14 protein-coding genes are annotated in these 18,273 nt (G+C 56.6%); 7 read left to right on the forward strand and 7 right to left on the reverse strand.

The window, feature by feature from the left end; translation table 11 throughout:
- Positions 1–26: 26 nt before the first annotated feature.
- Complete coding sequence (locus SANT_RS09120; RefSeq protein WP_025421985.1) at positions 27–1,562, reverse strand: SpoVR family protein; 1,536 nt, start codon at positions 1,560–1,562, stop codon at positions 27–29.
- 808 nt (positions 1,563–2,370) lie between these two features.
- On the opposite strand from SANT_RS09120, the gene SANT_RS09125 reads away from it, so the two are divergent.
- Both SANT_RS09125 and dadX read left to right on the forward strand, forming a co-directional pair.
- Complete coding sequence (locus tag SANT_RS09125) at positions 2,371–3,657, forward strand: D-amino acid dehydrogenase (protein WP_038668420.1); 1,287 nt, start codon at positions 2,371–2,373, stop codon at positions 3,655–3,657.
- A gap of 44 nt (positions 3,658–3,701) precedes the next feature.
- Positions 3,702–4,772: a catabolic alanine racemase DadX gene (gene dadX, locus SANT_RS09130; RefSeq protein WP_025421986.1), complete on the forward strand. Its 1,071-nt coding sequence runs from the start codon at positions 3,702–3,704 to the stop codon at positions 4,770–4,772.
- A 33-nt stretch (positions 4,773–4,805) separates the two neighbouring features.
- On the opposite strand, the gene SANT_RS09135 is transcribed toward dadX, so the two are convergent.
- Entirely contained in the window at positions 4,806–6,002 is a 1,197-nt protein-coding gene (locus SANT_RS09135; RefSeq protein WP_025421987.1) for a multidrug effflux MFS transporter, read from the reverse strand.
- Positions 6,003–6,220: 218 nt separating this feature from the next.
- On the opposite strand from SANT_RS09135, the gene SANT_RS09140 reads away from it, so the two are divergent.
- On the forward strand, positions 6,221–6,655 hold the full coding sequence (locus SANT_RS09140; protein ID WP_025245054.1) for a MarR family winged helix-turn-helix transcriptional regulator: 435 nt from the start codon (positions 6,221–6,223) through the stop codon (positions 6,653–6,655).
- 163 nt (positions 6,656–6,818) lie between these two features.
- Here the strand turns inward: SANT_RS09140 and SANT_RS09145 are convergent, their stop codons facing one another.
- From SANT_RS09145 to yeaG, 3 genes are all read right to left on the reverse strand, one after another.
- On the reverse strand, positions 6,819–8,549 hold the full coding sequence (locus SANT_RS09145; protein ID WP_025421988.1) for a potassium/proton antiporter: 1,731 nt from the start codon (positions 8,547–8,549) through the stop codon (positions 6,819–6,821).
- Between the two features lie 1,068 nt (positions 8,550–9,617).
- On the reverse strand, positions 9,618–10,895 hold the full coding sequence (locus SANT_RS09150) for a YeaH/YhbH family protein (RefSeq protein ID WP_025421989.1): 1,278 nt from the start codon (positions 10,893–10,895) through the stop codon (positions 9,618–9,620).
- Between the two features lie 36 nt (positions 10,896–10,931).
- Entirely contained in the window at positions 10,932–12,866 is a 1,935-nt protein-coding gene (gene yeaG / locus SANT_RS09155) for a protein kinase YeaG (protein WP_025421990.1), read from the reverse strand.
- A 430-nt stretch (positions 12,867–13,296) separates the two neighbouring features.
- Between yeaG and SANT_RS09160 the strand changes: the two genes are divergently transcribed.
- Both SANT_RS09160 and SANT_RS09165 read left to right on the forward strand, forming a co-directional pair.
- Positions 13,297–14,049, forward strand: coding sequence for a MipA/OmpV family protein (locus SANT_RS09160; RefSeq protein ID WP_025421991.1), 753 nt, complete (start codon positions 13,297–13,299; stop codon positions 14,047–14,049).
- A gap of 90 nt (positions 14,050–14,139) precedes the next feature.
- Positions 14,140–14,994, forward strand: coding sequence for an aldo/keto reductase (locus SANT_RS09165; protein WP_025421992.1), 855 nt, complete (start codon positions 14,140–14,142; stop codon positions 14,992–14,994).
- A 213-nt stretch (positions 14,995–15,207) separates the two neighbouring features.
- Here SANT_RS09165 and SANT_RS09175 read toward each other — a convergent pair whose 3' ends face one another.
- Together SANT_RS09175 and gapA are read right to left on the reverse strand one after the other, a co-directional pair.
- Positions 15,208–16,080 (reverse strand): D-hexose-6-phosphate mutarotase, encoded by an 873-nt coding sequence (locus SANT_RS09175; protein WP_025421994.1) that lies wholly within the window; start codon positions 16,078–16,080, stop codon positions 15,208–15,210.
- A gap of 68 nt (positions 16,081–16,148) precedes the next feature.
- Complete coding sequence (gene gapA, locus SANT_RS09180; RefSeq protein ID WP_038668423.1) at positions 16,149–17,147, reverse strand: glyceraldehyde-3-phosphate dehydrogenase; 999 nt, start codon at positions 17,145–17,147, stop codon at positions 16,149–16,151.
- Positions 17,148–17,491: 344 nt separating this feature from the next.
- On the opposite strand from gapA, the gene msrB reads away from it, so the two are divergent.
- Both msrB and SANT_RS09190 read left to right on the forward strand, forming a co-directional pair.
- Positions 17,492–17,905, forward strand: coding sequence for a peptide-methionine (R)-S-oxide reductase MsrB (msrB, locus tag SANT_RS09185; protein ID WP_025421996.1), 414 nt, complete (start codon positions 17,492–17,494; stop codon positions 17,903–17,905).
- 48 nt (positions 17,906–17,953) lie between these two features.
- On the forward strand, positions 17,954–18,226 hold the full coding sequence (locus tag SANT_RS09190) for a YeaC family protein (protein ID WP_025421997.1): 273 nt from the start codon (positions 17,954–17,956) through the stop codon (positions 18,224–18,226).
- Positions 18,227–18,273 lie beyond the last annotated feature (47 nt).

Genomic DNA, 18,273 nt, shown 5'->3' on the forward strand with positions numbered 1-18,273 from the left:
GACGGGCGGCGGCCATTCGGAAGGCATCAGAGCGGCGGCTGGCGCGGCGGACAGCGTTCGATAAGCTCGACATTGCCCTCGTCGTTCACCTGCTCCATATAGACGTCAAAGCTCCATAACCGATGAATATGCTTCATCACCTCACGGCGGCTTTTCGCCAGCGGCGCGCGGTTTTGCGGTGTGTAACGCAGCGTCAGCGACCGATCGCCGCGCAAATCCACATTCCAAATTTGAATATCCGGCTCCAGATTGCTCAAATTGTACTGGGAAGAGAGCTCCTGGCGTATGGCCTGATACCCTTCTTCGTTATGGATGGCCGCGATTTCCAGATAGTTGTTGTGATCGTCGTCGAGTACCGTAAACAGGCGAAAATCTCGCATCACCTTCGGCGATAGGAACTGACTGATAAAGCTTTCGTCTTTAAAGTTGTGCATGGCGAAATGCACCGTTTCCAGCCAATCGCTGCCGGCGATATCGGGGAACCAGCGGCGGTCTTCCTCCGTGGGCGATTGGCAGATGCGCTTGATATCCTGGAACATGGCAAAACCCAGCGCATAGGGGTTAATGCCGCTGTAATACGGGCTGTTATAGGGCGGCTGATAGACCACATTGGTATGGCTATGCAGGAATTCCAGCATAAACCTATCGCTGACTTTGCCTTCATCATACAAGTGATTGAGGATGGTATAATGCCAGAACGTGGCCCAGCCCTCGTTCATGACCTGGGTCTGTTTTTGCGGATAGAAATACTGGCTGACTTTGCGCACGATACGCAATATTTCCCGTTGCCAGGGTTCGAGCAGCGGCGCATTTTTCTCCATGAAATACAGCAGGTTTTCCTGCGGCTCCTGGGGGTAGCGCAAACGCTGTTCCGTCACTTCCTCTTTTTCCCGGCGCGGTAGCGTGCGCCACAGTTCGTTGACCTGGCTTTGCAAATACTCTTCCCGGCTCTTTTGGCGGGATTTTTCTTCCTGCAGCGAGATTTTTTGCGGGCGTTTGTAACGGTCGACGCCGTGATTCATCAGCGCATGGCAGGAGTCCAATAATTGCTCCACCTGTTCCACGCCATAGCGCTCTTCGCATTTGGTAATATAGTTGCGGGCGAAAATCAGGTAGTCAACGATGGAGCTGGCATCGGTCCAACTGCGGAAAAGGTAATTGTTTTTGAAAAACGAATTGTGCCCGTAACAGGCGTGAGCCATGACCAGCGCCTGCATGGGCATGGTATTCTCTTCCATAAGGTAGGCAATACAAGGATTGGAATTGATCACAATCTCATAGGCCAGCCCCTGCTGACCGTGCTTATAGCGCTGCTCGGTTTCGATGAACTTTTTGCCAAATGACCAGTGGGTGTAATTGATAGGCATCCCCACGCTGGAATAGGCGTCCATCATCTGTTCCGAAGTGATGACTTCTATTTGATGGGGGTAGGTATCAAGCCGATAATGTTTGGCTACCCGGTCAATTTCATCGAGATATTGCTGGAGCAGTTCAAATGTCCAATCCGGTCCATCGCTAAGACATGTGGCAGAGCGTGATCGTTCATCAATAGAAATCGTCATCAGCGCACCTCATCGTTACAGACAGCACGAGATCATGCTGTCTTATTATTAATCCTAGCGCAAGATGAAAATCGCGGAGGATGTGCTAAGGCACCTTCTCGCCTGGACGCCTTTCTATTTAGTTAGCACGCGCGACGGGCGAGGGACCAAGCGCCGCTAGCGGGGCGCGGCCGCACAAGGCGTCGGCGGCAAGCACGCGCGCGAACCCGGCGCCTTGGACGCGATAGCCTGCCGGGCAGACATGACCGAACGCCGGAAGGGCAACAGGCGCGCCGATGAAATCACGCCCGGAACCTGAATGCTGGCGCGCTGGGAGCAGAGCGCGAACGGGAGCACGGAGGCCTAGTTCTAACATCGTGCGCGCACCGCGCCGCTGGCGTGTGGCCCCTGTACAACGCGCCGTACGCGCCGTGCTATCATGTTGTGAGACACAGACGTGGGAAAGTCTCTGGCAGGATGCCGGCAGGGGATTATCCGCTGTCTGACGCGTTAAACCTTATTACCTGCTTATCGCCGCACTCGTCCTTATCAGCGCGTCGGGGTCATGACGCGGAAATGACGACGTTTTTTGTGCTATAGAATGATGTGAATTGAGAGGTTAATGCTGATTTTCTCGGCTTGTTATCACTTTAAATGATTAAATCAGTTTTTTTATTTTGCTATTGAATTAGCTTCGCGGCAAAGTATTTAATAAAATGTCAATAACTCCCCGATTGGCGTTATTGACGCTCGCGGTGCATCTTTCTCATCATCTTTCCTACGCCAGCATTTTATGCTGTGGCGGATGTGGGTATAAGGCAAGACAATCATGCAGGTAATTGTGTTAGGCAGTGGCGTGATAGGCGTGACGTCGGCCTGGTATTTGGCTCAGCAGGGGCATCAGGTCACCGTGCTCGATCGCCAGCCCGGTCCGGCGCTGGAAACTAGCGCAAATAATGCCGGCCAAATATCGCCCGGCTATTCCGCGCCCTGGGCCGCGCCGGGCGTGCCGCTCAAAGCCATTAAATGGATGTTTCAGCGCCACGCGCCGCTGGCCGTCAGATGGCATGCCGATGCGGAGCAACTGCGCTGGATGTGGCAAATGCTGCGCAATTGCGATAGTCGACATTATTATATTAATAAAAGCCGCATGGTGCGGCTGGCGGAATACAGTCGCGATTGTTTGAAAGCGTTGCGCGGCGAAACCGGTATCCGCTATGAAGGCCGTCAGGGGGGAACGCTGCAGTTGTTCCGCACCGATAAGCAATTCGCCAACGCCCAGAGAGATATTGCGGTACTGCGCGCTGAAGGCGTACCCTATTCGCTGCTGGAGGCCAACCAATTGGCCAATGTCGAGCCAGCGCTGGCCGGCGTCGCCCATAAACTCTCCGGTGGTTTACGCTTGCCGAACGATGAAACCGGCGATTGCCAATTATTTACCCGCCACCTTGCCGCCATGGCGGCGGAAAAGGGCGTCGCATTTCGTTATAACTGTCAAATCGGCGCGCTGGTACGCAATGGTAACCGCATTGACGGCGTAAGCTGCGGCCGGGAAATTGTGCGCGGCGATGCCTATGTGATGGCGTTGGGGTCATATTCCACCGCCATGCTAAAAGAGGTGGTCTCTATTCCGGTTTATCCGTTAAAGGGGTATTCGTTAACGATCCCGTTGGCGGATGAGCAGGGCGCGCCGGTATCCACCGTGCTGGACGAAACCTATAAAGTGGCAATCACCCGCTTCGATCGGCGTATTCGGGTGGGAGGAATGGCGGAAATTGCCGGCTTCAATACCGAGCTGCCGTCGAAACGCCGGCTGACGTTGGAGACCGTGGTGCGCGATTTATTTCCCACCGGCGGCCATATTGAGCAAGCGATGTTCTGGACCGGCCTGAGGCCGATGACGCCGGACGGCACGCCGCTGGTGGGCGCCACGGCGCTTAACAACCTGTATCTGAATACCGGTCACGGTACGCTGGGCTGGACAATGGCGTGTGGCTCGGGGCGATTGCTGGCGGATATGATCAGCGCGCGGGTGCCGGAAATTCGTTATGACGATCTGTCCGTCGCGCGTTATGCGCCTGGATTTGATGCCGTCGCCGTTACGCGACGGATCTGAGGCCGCCTCGCGCGGCCGTTTCTTTGAGGTAAGGAGCTGTTTTCATGCCACGTCCGATTGTCGCTACGGTGGATTTAGCCGCGCTGGCGTCAAATTTAACCATTGTCCGCCGCCATGCGCCGCAATCGTGCGTGTGGTCGGTGGTTAAAGCCAATGGCTATGGCCATGGCCTGAGTGCCGTTTGGCAGGGGTTGCAGCAGACGGACGGTTTTGCGCTGCTGGATCTGAATGAGGCGGTCGTGCTGCGGGAGATGGGCTGGCGCGGCCCCATTTTACTGCTGGAGGGATTTTTTCAGCCGGCCGATTTGGCGGAAATCGATCGCTATCGATTGACCACCGTCGTTCACAGCGACTGGCAGATCGACGCGCTGCGGCGCATGACCCCGCGCGCGCCGCTGGATATTTACCTCAAGCTGAACAGCGGCATGAATCGGCTGGGCTTCAGCGAACGGGCGCTGCCCGGCGCCTGGCAAGCGCTAAGCGAACTAAAGCAGGTGGCGACGCTGACTTTGATGACCCATTTCGCTTATGCCGACATGCCGGAAGGGGTCGAGGCGCAAATGGCGGTAGTGGCGCGCGCCGGCGATGGGCTGACGGGCCCGCGCTGTCTGGCGAATTCCGCCGCGACCTTATGGCATCCTGAGACCCATAGGCAATGGGTTCGACCCGGCATTATTCTTTATGGCGCCTCCCCGAGCGGCGACTGGCAAGACATCGCCGCCAGCGGTTTGCGGCCGGTCATGACGTTAGAAAGCGAATTGATTGCCGTGCAGTCGGTGCCCGCCGGGGGACGTATTGGTTACGGCGGTCGCCACCGGCTAAGCGAGACGCAGCGGGTCGGCGTTGTCGCCTGCGGTTACGCCGATGGCTATCCGCGCCACGCGCCTACCGGGACGCCGGTTTGGGTCGACGGCGTCAGAACGCGCACTCTGGGCGCGGTTTCCATGGATATGCTTATGGTGGATTTGCAGCCTTGTCCACAGGCGCGTATTGGCGCTAAGGTCGAACTTTGGGGAGATCACGTCAAAATCGATGAGGTCGCCGCCGCCGCCGGTACCCTGGGTTATGAACTCATGAGCGCGCTGGCGCCGCGGGTGACGGTCCAGCTTCGCTAACCCGCGCCGCGGCCGCGACAGGCCGGGCGAAGGTTACGGGCGCAGCCGGGTCAATCGGGGCGCGCTGTGGCGCGCGCGCAGCCGGGCCGCGAAAGCAAATACCGCCCCCAATAGCATCACCAGCGCCAGCACCTCACGTGGCGCCAGCGGCAGCGCCATCATCGACAGGCTGACCGCGGCCGCGCCGGCCATCTGCACAAAACCATTCAGCGCTGACGCCACGCCCGCCTCCTCGGCGAACGGCTCCAGCGCATAGCTGGTGGCGGGCCCCATTAAAAACGCCAGTCCGGCACAGGCGGTGGCGACGGGTAACATATAACTCAGCCAATGGGTCTGCCAGCTCGCCGGCGCCGCCGTGACGCTGAACAGCAGCATCAGACTACCGAGCGCCATGAATACCGTGCCTAACGTCAGACAAACGGGGCGTCCCATTTTGCGAATCACCCGATTGGCGATAACGCTCGCCAGCATGATCCAAAACCCGTTCGCGCCGAATACCATCGAAAAGCCCAGCGGCGTAAGGCCGCCTTCGCCCATCAGGACCTGTGACGATAAAGAAACGTAGGTCAACGCCATCGCCATAGCGCCCGTATTCACCAGCGCGTACAGAATAAAACGGCCTTGGGTCGCTATCTGCCAGTAGCGGACAAACGGCAGCGTGGTTGACGCCCTGGTGCCAGCCGGACGCGTTTCAGCCAGGCCTACCGCCGTCAATATCCCAACCAGCAACGAAAAGGCGGCCAAGGCCCAAAATGGCGCGCGCCAGCCGAAACCGGCCGCCAGTAGACCGCCCGCCATCGGCGCCAGCGCCGGCACAATATTCAGTGTGCCATTAAGAAAACTGAAGGCGCGAGCCGCATCGTCACCGTCCAGCCTGTCGCGCACGCAGCTAAACAACGCAACGGTGGTGCAGCACACCGCCAATCCCTGCAACACCCGCGACAAAACGAAGAGCCAAGGAAGGGTCGCCGCCGCTGCCAGAAGGGCGCCTGCGCCATACAGCGTGACGCCGGCCAGCGCCAGCGGACGGCGTCCAAAATAGTCCACCAGCGGTCCGGTAATCAGTTGCCCGAGACCCATAACGCCGATAAAGAGCGGGATCGTTGACTGGATGAGCGATTCGTCGGTCTGGAGGCCGTGGGCGATGAGGGGGATAACGGGTAGATAAAGATCGATGCCCAGCGGACCCAGTAATACCAGCAGTAGTAGAAGGAAAAGAAACTTTTGCATTGACACGCCACGCCATGAAGGGATGGCAAGCATAATAATAGTTGCCAGGTAAATAAAGCATTGAATGCTGTTAGGGTAATTTATTTGCCTGATAACGATGAACGGATATGCATGATTGGCCAGGGATCATTTCTTTGTTCGCCAATGCGTGTGTGATTGGTCTTCGTAATCAATGTGTGATAATTTTTAACATAGTGTGTCTTTACCTGATACGGCCGATGAAAACTGAATATAAAAATTTTTCAAAAATGTTGCATTTGACCTCGCGCGCGCTGCGCATGGCTATTGACCGGCGCCTGAAATATTTGGGTCTCAGTCAGGCGAGCTGGGTGGCGGTGGCGGCTATCGCCGGCGCGGAATCACCGCTGTCGCAAAGCGAACTGGCGCAGCGGCTCGGCGTTGAAGGGGCAACGGTGGTAACGATGGTGGACCGTCTGGTCAAAATCGGTCTGGTACTGCGCATCCCCACCCCGGCCGACCGGCGTAAAAAGCTGCTGGTGGTCACCGATGAGGGTAAAGCGCTGTATGAGAAAGTGCGCACGGAAGCGGATGCTCTGGGCAAGGAGATCCTTGAGGATGTCGATGCCCGGGATATGCAGGTGGCCATGCGGGTGCTCGAGAAGGTCTACAGCGCGACGGAAACGCTGACCTGACCGGCGACGAAGGAACGCCCTGCACGGTGCCCGGGAAGAGGGCGGCGTAGCGGCCGCAGACGTTTAACCGTTGGCGCTTTTTGAGATTGGTTGAACGCCGGCGTTCTCACTCTGGGCCGCAGGGCTTCGCGCCGGCGCTGACTCCACGCGTGCGGCTGCGGTTTCATGCCGCATCGTCGGCAATCTTGATCCCGATTTTGCTCACCTGATGCTCGTCTTTTTCCGCAACCGTCCAGACTACGCCTTCCGCCACTACATTATCCCCCACCACCGGTTCGCCCCCGCCCAGCAACGCCATGACAAACTGGCCAAGCGTCAGCTCGCCATCCACTTCGCCAGCGAATTCCAGACCGTAGATAGAGGAAACATCGCGCAAGCGGGCGTCGGCTTCCAGTATAAAATCCCCGAAAAAGCGCTGATCCAGCGCGACGGGCGGCGATTGGCTAAACAACCTGCCCAACGCGGGCAAATCGCGCTCCCGACCGATGACGCAAAGCACATCGCCTTCGCGCAGTCGGGTGTTGGCGGTAGGATGAAGCAGTACATTGTCGCGAAACAGCGCGGCGATGCGCGTATGGCGGGGCATTTTCAGATCGCGCAGCGCCGCGCCCACGCACCAGTTTTCATCTCCCAACTGATAAATAAACTGCTCCCAGGGGTTCTCGGGATGGATATCCATCCCCACGCGGGAAATGGGCGACGCGGTCGGCGGCACAACCACCTTCGCCAGGCGGGCGGCGAAGCCCAGCGAGGTGCCCTGGAGCAGCAGGGAAATCAAGACGATAAAGAACGCCACATTAAAATAGAGCCGCGCGTTGTCCAGGCCCGCCATCATGGGAAATACCGCCAAAATAATCGGCACCGCGCCGCGCAAGCCGACCCAGGAGAGAAAAAACCGCTCGCGGGTGGTGTAGTTGCGAAACGGCAGCAAACCGACAAAAATCGACAGCGGACGCGCTACCAGCATCAGCCACAGCGACAAGATGAGCGCCGGAATGGCGATCATCCATAAGTCGCTGGGGGTGACTAAAAGACCCAGCACCAAAAACATGCAGATCTGGCTCAGCCAGGCCATGCCGTCAAACGTTTGTAAAATACCGTATCGGTTGCGTATCGGCCGGTTGCCCAAGACAAAGCCGCACAAATAGACCGCCAGAATGCCGCTGCCTTCTAGCGCGGTGGTCAGAGCGAAAATCATAATGCCGCCGCTCACCGCCAGCAGCGGATACAGCCCGTTAGCCAGCGAGATGCGGTTGATCACCTGCTGCAACAGCCAGCCGCCGCCCAGGCCCATGACGACGCCCAGGCCGAATTCGCGGATAAGATGCACCAGAAATAGCCAATCAAGGTGGGTTTGCCCGTTTTGAATCATGGCGATAAGCGTGATGGTCAAAAACACCGCCATCGGATCATTACTGCCCGATTCAATCTCAAGCGTGGAGGTGACACGTTCGTTTAGGCCCTTGTCGCCTAGAAGCGAAAACACCGCCGCGGCGTCGGTGGAACCGACGATGGCGCCGATAAGCATGCCTTCAATCATATCCAGCCCAAACAGCCAGGCCGCGGCCATGCCGGTTAACCCGGCGGTGATGATGACCCCCACCGTCGCCAGCGACAATGACGGCCAAAGCGCAACGCGAAAGGCGGTGGCGCGGGTACGCATACCGCCATCGAGCAGAATCACCGCCAGCGCCAGGTTACTGATAAGATACGCCACGGGATAGTTATCAAACGCGATGCCGCCCAGGCCATCTATTCCCGCCAACATGCCAATGGCCAGAAAAATAACCAGAATAGGGATGCCAAGACGTGAGGAAAAGGAGCTCAGCAGGATACTCCCCCCCACCAATATTGAACCGATAATAAACAAACTTATAATGGTGCTGCTGTCCAAACGCGGTCTCCTTTTGATTTTTTATTTCATACCCTGTCTCTGCCTATCCCGCAGAGGCGTCGTGACCCAAAATACCTACCGCGACTGTCTGGCTGAAAGCGTCGGCACCAAGACCTGAAAAGGGGAGGGAAGTTCACCTTACTGCCCGGCGTGTCCTCCGTCGGAGCCCGCGACGGGAGCGGGGGAGGCGGGAAACCTGATCCGGCGGATCCCTGGCCGGTACTCGATTAAACTACCCTTTTTATTCTCAACAAAAAAGTCGTTTTTTTCGTATTTATCTCTTTTAAGGCGTTTAAGCGCTTTTTTTGTCACAACGGGCCAAAAATGTCGTTTTACTCCCGTGCAATGAGAGGGGCCGTCCGCCGCCGTTCATGCCTGCGAAGCGAGGCGACAGCCGTCTCAGCCGCGCCTCATCGCACCACGCGCAGGGTTTATGCCTGCCGTCATGCTGGCGTGGTTAAGCACGGAATGGCTGACCGGGTCCTGCGGACGGCGAGAGCCGCGCCGCGTGCGAGCGACACCCTGTTGGGCGCGACGCTGGCGCAACTTGGTAACCCGCCGCGCCGCGCGCGAGCGGCACCCTGTTGGGCGCGACGCTGGCGCAACTTGGTAACCCGCCGCACCGCGCGCGAGCGGCACCCTGTTGGGTGCGACGCTGGCGCAACTTGGTAACCCGTCGCGCCGCGCGCGCGGCACCATCAGGAGTGCGCCGTTGCGCCAACACCGTGGTGCAGCTCAGCAGCGTGGCCCTGCCAGGACGATAGTCAGTTAATTATACGCTATGGTTAATAATTTGATATGAAAGTAAATTCCGATGACCCATCAAAAAGCGTCATTTTTGGCGCTATCCACCCGTGGCGAAACGCCGTCAGTTGCCGGTCTAGCGCCGCAGGCCAGTTGATTTTCGCACGGCGTTAGCACTGAACGAAGCGTGGCGACAATCTCGCCAACTATCATTCGCTGGTGGGCCACGTCAGGCGGCGTTACCTGAGCGGTTTGAGTCAGGGGGCGGTGAAACGCAATAGGAATAAACAGCCAGTCGGACCAGGCTGGCTGTTGGTGGAAATATTAGCGGCTCTCGTTGAGTTGTTTCTGGAACAATTCGCGGAACACGGGGTAAATATCTTCCTGATCGCGAATATGCTGCATGGCAAAGTTGTCGAAACGCGCCTGTAGGTCTTCGTATTCACGCCACAGCGTCTGATGCGCCCGGCGGGTGATTTCAATATAGCTGTAATAACGCACCATGGGCAGCAGATGATTCGCCAACAGATCATGGCACAGAGGAGAGTCGTCCGCCCAGTTGTCGCCGTCCGACGCCTGCGCGGCATAGATATTCCATTGATTTGGGTCGTAACGCGCCTTGATGACCTCTTCCATCAGCTTCAGTGCGCTCGAGACAATGGTGCCGCCGGTTTCCTGAGAATAGAAAAACTCATGCTCATCCACCTCCTTTGCCTGGGTATGGTGCCGGATATAGACCACATCCACGTTTTTGTAGGTGCGGCTGAGGAACAGATACAGCAAAATATAAAAACGTTTCGCCATATCCTTGGTGACCTGATCCATCGAGCCGGAAACGTCCATCAAACAGAACATCACCGCCTGGCTGGACGGTTCTGGACGACGCTCAAAGTTCTTATAGCGTAAATCGAAGGTATCGATGAACGGTACCCGATCGATTTTCTGACGCAGTTCCGCGATCTCGCGCCGGATCTTTTCTTGCTCCAGCAACTGCACCGGTTCACTGTTGGCCAGCCTATCGAGCTCGGCCTCCAGCAGACGGATGGCACGCCGCTTCCCGGCGGTCATGGCGGTGCGCCGGACCAGCGAATTTTGCAGCGAGCGAACGACGCTAATGTTAGCCGGCACCCCGGTTGACGTGTATCCAGAGCGATGCGTTTTGTACTCGTTTAGCTGCTTATGCTGGTTTTTCTGCAGGTTGGGCAGCGCCAGATCTTCAAACAGCAGATCCAGATATTCATCTTTGGAAATCTGAAAAACAAATTCATCTTCCCCTTCGCCGTCCTGGCTGGCATTGCCCTGACCGCTGCCGCCACCCCCTCCCGACGGCGGCCGCTCGATGCGATCGTTTTGCACAAAATGGTCGTTGCCGGGATGCACCCGATGGCGCATGCCTCCCCGGCCCTGATGAAAGATGGGTTCATTGATGTCGGTATTGGGAATCGACACCGACTCCCCGCTTTCCACATCGGTAACCGAACGCTTATTGATGGCCCCGGCAATCGACTGTTTAATTTGAGACTTATAACGGCGCAAGAAACGCTGGCGGTTGACCATGCTCTTGTTTTTGCCGTTAAGTCGTCGGTCAATAAAATAGGCCATTATATCCTCCGGACGACAGTGTCTACGCGTCGTGTATTACGACGATTTCCTTACCCGCAGATACCATTCGCATAACAGGCGCACCTGCTTACGTGTATATCCCTTTTCCATCATACGATCCACAAAGTCGTCATGTTTTTTCTGCTCATCCGTGGACGTTTTCGCATTAAATGAGATAACCGGCAGCAGCTCTTCGGTATTGGAGAACATTTTTTTCTCAATAACGACCCGCAACTTCTCATAGCTGGTCCAGTTCGGATTGCGGCCGTTGTTGCTGGCGCGGGCGCGCAGGACGAAATTGACGATTTCGTTGCGAAAATCCTTGGGATTGCTGATGCCGGCCGGCTTTTCGATTTTCTCCAGCTCGGCGTTCAGCGCTTCGCGGTCGAACAGCTGCCCGGTATCGGGGTCGCGGTATTCCTGGTCCTGGATCCAGAAATCGGCATAGGTGACATAGCGGTCGAAAATATTTTGACCATATTCTGAGTAGGATTCCAGATAGGCGGTCTGAATTTCCTTGCCGATGAACTCGGCATATTTCGGAATAAGGTAGCCCTTCAGATGTTCCAGGTATTTTTCCGCCACATCCTGCGGGAACTGTTCACGCTCAATCTGCTGCTCCAACACGTAGAACAGATGCACCGGGTTGGCCGCCACTTCGGTGTGGTCGAAATTGAACACCCGCGAGAGGATCTTGAAGGCGAAGCGGGTTGATAGGCCGTTCATCCCTTCATCGACGCCGGCGTAGTCGCGATACTCCTGATATGACTTGGCTTTGGGATCGGTATCCTTCAGGCTTTCGCCGTCGTACACCCGCATTTTCGAGTAAATGCTGGAGTTTTCCGGCTCCTTCAGCCGCGACAGAATCGAGAAGCGGGCCAGCGTTTCCAACGTACCCGGCGCGCACGGCGATTCCGACAATTCGCTGTGGCTGAGCAGCTTGCTGTAAATCTTCATTTCCTGCGACACCCGCAGGCAGTAGGGCACCTTGACGATGTAGACGCGGTCGAGAAACGCCTCATTGTTTTTGTTGTTGCGGAACTGGACCCACTCCGATTCGTTGGAGTGCGCCAGGATGATGCCGTTGAACGGCAGCGCGGCAATGCCTTCAGTGCCGTTGTAGTTGCCCTCTTGCGTCGCGGTCAGCAGCGGATGCAGCACCTTAATAGGCGCCTTGAACATCTCGACGAATTCCATCACCCCCTGGTTGGCGCGGCACAACGCGCCGGAATAACCGTAGGCGTCGGGATCGTTCTGGGCGTGGTCCTCCAGTTTACGAATGTCCACTTTGCCCACCAGCGCGGAAATATCCTGGTTGTTCTCATCGCCAGGTTCGGTTTTCGCGATGGCTATCTGCTCCAGAATCGACGGCCAGACTTTGACCACTTTAAAGCGGGTGATATCGCCGCCGAACTCGTGCAGCCGTTTGGCGGCCCAGGGCGACATGATGGTGCCGAGATAGCGCCGGGGGATGCCGTATTCCTTCTCGAGAATATGCGCGTCCTCCTGCGGGTTAAACAGGCATAAGGGATGGTCATTCACCGGGCTGCGCTCGCCGTTGGCGCTCAGCACATAGATGGGAACCCGCTGCATGAGGGATTTCAGGCGCTCCGCCAGCGACGACTTCCCGCCGCCTACCGGACCGAGCAGGTATAGGATTTGCTTCTTCTCTTCCAGCCCCTGGGCCGCATGCTTCAAATAAGAAACGATTTGCTCGATAGCCTCTTCCATGCCGTAGAATTCCTCGAAAGCCGGGTAGCGGGCGATCACACGGTTGGAAAACAGGCGGGAGAGCGGTGGCTCCTGAGCAGTGTCGATCATCACAGGGTCGCCGATGGCCATCAGCAGCCGTTCAGCAGCGTTGGCGAACGCGCTTCGGTCCTGGTGACATATCGTGAGGAATTCCTGCAGGGTGAACTCTTCGTCCTTTGCAGCTTCGTAGCGCTGACGGTAATGGTCAAATATGTTCATAGCGATGCCCGTCCTTACGTTTAGCACAGGTTAAAAGGGAGCTAAGAGATAATACTAGAACCGCTCCCGAAAAAAAGATGCTCACTGAGTACAGCAACCACTATGCCAACTTGTTCGCACTTTTATGCTACCGGACTCAGATTAATCCTTCTCTACAACAAAGTTTAGTTGGCATCCGACAATTGTCATGGTAGCCAGCGCCTTTTTTGAAGAGATTTCAATGACTCAGTTTGCGTTTTATCGTCTACGCCCCGTCTCATGCGGTCTGCGGCGCAATGCGCAAGATATGTAAAGGACATATATAGATTTAAGATATAATATGTTTGTTATTTTATATGTCTGTAAATGAACTGATGTACGTTACGCGCGCGACCTTTTATCTTATATCTACAGTATGCGCATATTTTTTCTTAACGGGAAACATACATTCGTGAAAACGCATTCTCTTAAACCGCTTAGCCTCGTTTTGATCGCGGGATTGCTGTCGCCAATGGCCGCCGTGGCCGACGATTTATCACTCGGCGTCTCAGCCGTGTACGCCACCAGCCCCTACCGGGGTGACGATGATAAAGTTCTGCCGTTTCCGCAAATAAATTACGATAGTCAGTACGTGTATGTAAAAGGCTTGAGCGCCGGCTACTATCTGTGGAAAGATCCGCAGAACCAGTTATCGATCACGGCGGTTTATGCGCCTTGGCATTTCCGGCCAAGTAAAAATGATTATGACGACATGAAAGCCTTGGACAAGCGTCGCTCCACGGTGATGGCCGGACTGCGTTACAGTCACACCGCCGATTGGGGGGTGGTGCGCGCGGAATATTTGGGCGATATTCTGGATAACAGCGATGGTTTCACCGCCGATCTGTCATACCTGTACCCTATCCAGCAGGGCCGGTTTACCCTGGTGCCGGGCATCGGCGCGATGTGGGCTAGCGAGGACCAAAACAACTATTACTACGGCGTGAGCCGCAGCGAGTCACGCCGCAGCGGCCTGCGTGAGTATCATGCCGACGACGGCTGGTCCCCCTATGTGGAGCTGACCGTGAACTATGCTATTACCCAAAGCTGGCGCACCTACGTGATGGCGCGCTATCTGCGTATGAGCGATGAAGCGAAAGACAGTCCGATGACCGATAGGCAATCTATCGGCCTGATTGGCATTGGCACCACCTACAGCTTCTGATGGTGCAGGATATGCACTAAAACGGGGCGCTTGCGCCCCGTTTGCACAATGGGAGAACAGGAGGCCGAATTTATCTGTACAGGAGGGACTATGAGCGCTAAAGAGATCCGCTTTCCCGATGGCCATTGCGTTCCCGCCATTGGGCAGGGGACCTGGTATATGGGCGAGCGTAATAGCGATACCGCGCAGGAGGTAGGCGCGCTGCGCGCCGGGCTGGATTTAGGTTTAACGCTTATCGATACCGCCGAAATGTACGGCGACGGCGGTGCGGAGCGCGTGGTGGGTCAGGCGATCGCCGGTCGTCGCGACGAGGTGTTCCTGGTGTCGAAGGTCTATCCGCAAAACGCCGGCGGACAAAAAGCCCTGACCGCCTGTGAGAATAGCCTCCGCCGCCTAAAGACCGACCACCTTGATTTGTATTTGCTGCACTGGCGCGGCGGTATTCCGCTGGCGCACACCGTTGATGCGATGATGCGGCTGCAGCAGGACGGTAAAATCGCCCGCTGGGGCGTGTCCAATCTGGATGTGGCGGATCTGCAAGAGTTGTGGTCGCTGACAGGCGGCGACGCGTGCATGACCGATCAGGTACTGTATCACTTGGCCTCGCGAGGGATTGAATATGATCTACTGCCCTGGTGCCGCGAGCGGCGGCTGCCGGTAATGGCTTATTGCCCGCTGGCGCAGGCCGGTAAATTACGTACAGGGTTAATGCACCACCAGGCGGTGCAGGGCATTGCCGCCGAATTAGGGGCGAGCGCGGCGCAGGTGCTGCTGGCGTGGGTTATTCGCGAGCCGGGGGTGGTGGCTATCCCGAAGGCATCCAGCCTGGCGCATGTGAAAGAGAACGCCGGCGCTTTAGCGATCACCTTATCCGCTGAGCACCTCGCGGCATTGGACCGGGCTTTTCCGGCGCCGCGGGGCAAGACCGCGCTGGATAGTGCTTAAAGCCAAGGCCCGCTGTCGCGGGCCTGATTCTAGCGCCCGGTCAAGATTGGGCGCCGTCATAGCATTGGCGGCGAGCTGGCACAGGGGCAGCATTCTCCAGAAACCGGTCGGCTGGGCGCTGGGCGCCGCCGCAGCGTTGGCGGCGAGCTGGCACAGAGGCAGCATCCGCCTGAAACCGGTCTACTGGGCGCTGGGCGCCGCCGCAGCGATGGCTTAGGATTTGCGCAGGCGCAGGGTCTGCCGTAAACGCGCCGGCGCCGCGGCCGTACTGACCAGCGGATCGTTCACCCGCGCCGTCTCCACGCACACATAGCTGAGATAACTGTCGTCGGCGAAATCGCCGATCGAGTGCGAAAGGGACTGCCCGCAGTTCCAGGCCACCACGTCGCTATGGTGTTGATGGTGAACTTCGATGACCCGTCCCAGCACCGGATCATGAATGAGGCTTGTCGGCTCAGGTGCGGTATAGACGCGATCCACTTCGCCGGCAAAGGTCACATCGCCCTGCTGCTGTTCAGCCTTGCCGCCGTTGACTTTATCGATAAAGCTGTCGCCGAGCCCGCTGACGTGGATATCGCCAATGGCCCCCACGGTGAAGTAGCTATGCAGCGCGGACGTCGTCTGATACTCACCCTCGGCCACCAGTTCGATACTGCACGTTTGTCCGAGGGTAAAGTGGGCCTTAAGCGTGAACGGATGGGGAAAAAACGGTTCAGTCAAGGTGCTATCGCGCAGGGTAAAGGTCAGTTGGACCTGTTTATCGTCCTCGCTGTGGTCGCTTAATTCCCAGGGAAGGATGCGGGCGAAGCCGTGGTTGGGGGTGGCAACCTTACCAAACCAGGGCCAACAGATCGGTACGCCGCCGCGGATGGCCACGCCTTCCTGGAAGGCGCTTTTTTCGCTTAACCACAGTACCGGCTTTTCGCCGGCCGGCTGCCAGGCGACAAGATGCGCGCCCTGCAGCGTCACCGCCGCCCGTACCTGCGGATGTTCGACCACCACCAGCGGCAATTCATCTTGCTGGCGTAGCGTTAGAGACGGCGACAGGGTTTGTTTGACGGGCAACGTAAAAAGAGAGTCAGACATCGTTATACCTCCTGAGTAAAAGAAAAGGGCGACATCGCTGCCGCCCTTTCATCATCCGGTCACCAGACTTATTTGTTGGCGATATGGGAGATCAGATCCAACACTTTATTGGAATAGCCGGTTTCGTTATCGTACCAGGCGACCAATTTGACAAATTTGTCGTTCAGCGCGATACCCGCTTTGGCATCGAATACGGAGGTCAGCTTCTCGCCGTTGAAATCGGTAGAAACCACGTCTTCATCGGTGTAGCCCATCACGCCTTTCAGCTCGCCTTCAGCGGCTTTTTTGATGGCGGCGCAGATGTCTTCATAGGAAGCCGGTTTTTCCAGACGCGCGGTCAGGTCGACAACCGAGACGTTCGGCGTCGGGACGCGGAAGGACATACCGGTCAGTTTACCGTTCAGCTCGGGAATGACTTTACCTACCGCTTTGGCGGCGCCCGTCGAGGACGGAATGATGTTCTGGGACGCGCCGCGGCCGCCGCGCCAGTCTTTATGAGACGGGCCATCGACGGTTTTCTGGGTGGCGGTAGTGGCGTGAACGGTGGTCATCAGGGCTTCAACAATACCGAAATTGTCGTTGATAACCTTGGCCAGCGGCGCCAGGCAGTTGGTGGTGCAAGAGGCGTTGGACACGATATCCTGGCCATCATAGGCTTTATGGTTAACGCCCATAACGAACATCGGGGTGTTATCTTTGGACGGCCCGGTCAGCACCACTTTTTTAGCGCCGGCGGTGATGTGCTTGCGCGCGGTTTCGTCGGTCAAAAAGATACCGGTGGCTTCGGCGACAACGTCGACGCCGACCTCGCCCCATTTCAGGTTAGCCGGATCTTTCTCAGAGGTACAGCGGATGGTTTTACCGTTTACCACCAGATGACCGTTTTCCACGGCGACGGTGCCGTTGAAGCGACCATGGGTTGAGTCGTACTTCAACATGTAGGCCATATAATCCGCATCCAGCAGGTCGTTGATGGCAACGATTTCAATGTCGTTACGTTCCTGCGCAGCACGGAAAACAATACGGCCGATACGGCCAAAACCGTTGATACCTACTTTGATAGTCATATATTCCACCAGCTATTTAATAATGAATAAAAGGTTACTTGTAAATTTACAAAAACCTCGCGCAGCGTCAAGCGGAATCGTGTCAATAGTTGCGACAAATCAATCCAGACCCCGTTCAGCGCACGATATGTACGCAATTGACGTCAACACACCTGCAGCTCATATGGGGTCGTCATCGTCCAATATAAACTGCGACAAGTTGCAATTTGTGATAAGAATCACATTTCCACGGCTACAGCATTTCATTATAGAGTTTATGCCAAAATTGCCTGCCGCGTTGTTAATTATTTGTTATAATGGCTTTACTGGAAAGCTTTCCCATCCCTCGCCAGAGACGCGTAACAATGGCCAATAATACACCCTCACGATTACCCGATGAAGCAATGACCGACATGCAGCGCTATGTCACCCAACAACGCGGCACTGAACCGCCCTACAGCGGTAAGCTATTAGAAAATAAGCGAACGGGGCAATACCATTGCCTGGTTTGCCACGCGCCGCTATTCTACTCCGAAACGAAATATGAATCAGGCTGTGGCTGGCCGAGCTTTTATGAGCCGGTGAGCGACGAGGCTATCCGCTACCTTGAGGATAACACTCACGGTATGCAGCGGGTGGAAATCCGCTGCGGCACCTGCGATGCCCATTTGGGGCATGTATTCCCCGACGGGCCGCAACCCACCGGAACGCGGTTTTGCGTCAACAGCGCCTCTCTGCGCTTCAAGGACGGTGAAAACGGCGAAGAGATTGCCGGATAAGCTCAGCTTTATCGATTCAGCTAATTATTCCACATGAAAGGTGCGGCAATGGATGTTGAAGCGCTTCTGGCGACGATGACGCCGGAGATTTATCAACGGCTGATGACGGCCGTGGAATTGGGCAAATGGCCCGACGGGGTGGCGCTAACGCCGGAGCAGCAAGCCAACTGTATGCAGATGGTTATGCTGTGGCAGTCGCGTCATAACCGTCACCCCGAGCATATGAGCATCGGTACCGATGGCCAGATTACCATGAAGAGTAAGCGTGCCTTGCTGGAAGAACTGAAGGCCGGGACCGTCGACGTACTGAAACCCCAATAAGGCGCCGGTGCGGATTGCTCTGATGGGCCTCGTTTGCGGCCCCGGCG

The organism is Sodalis praecaptivus (assembly GCF_000517425.1).
Lineage (GTDB): Bacteria > Pseudomonadota > Gammaproteobacteria > Enterobacterales > Enterobacteriaceae > Sodalis_A > Sodalis_A praecaptivus.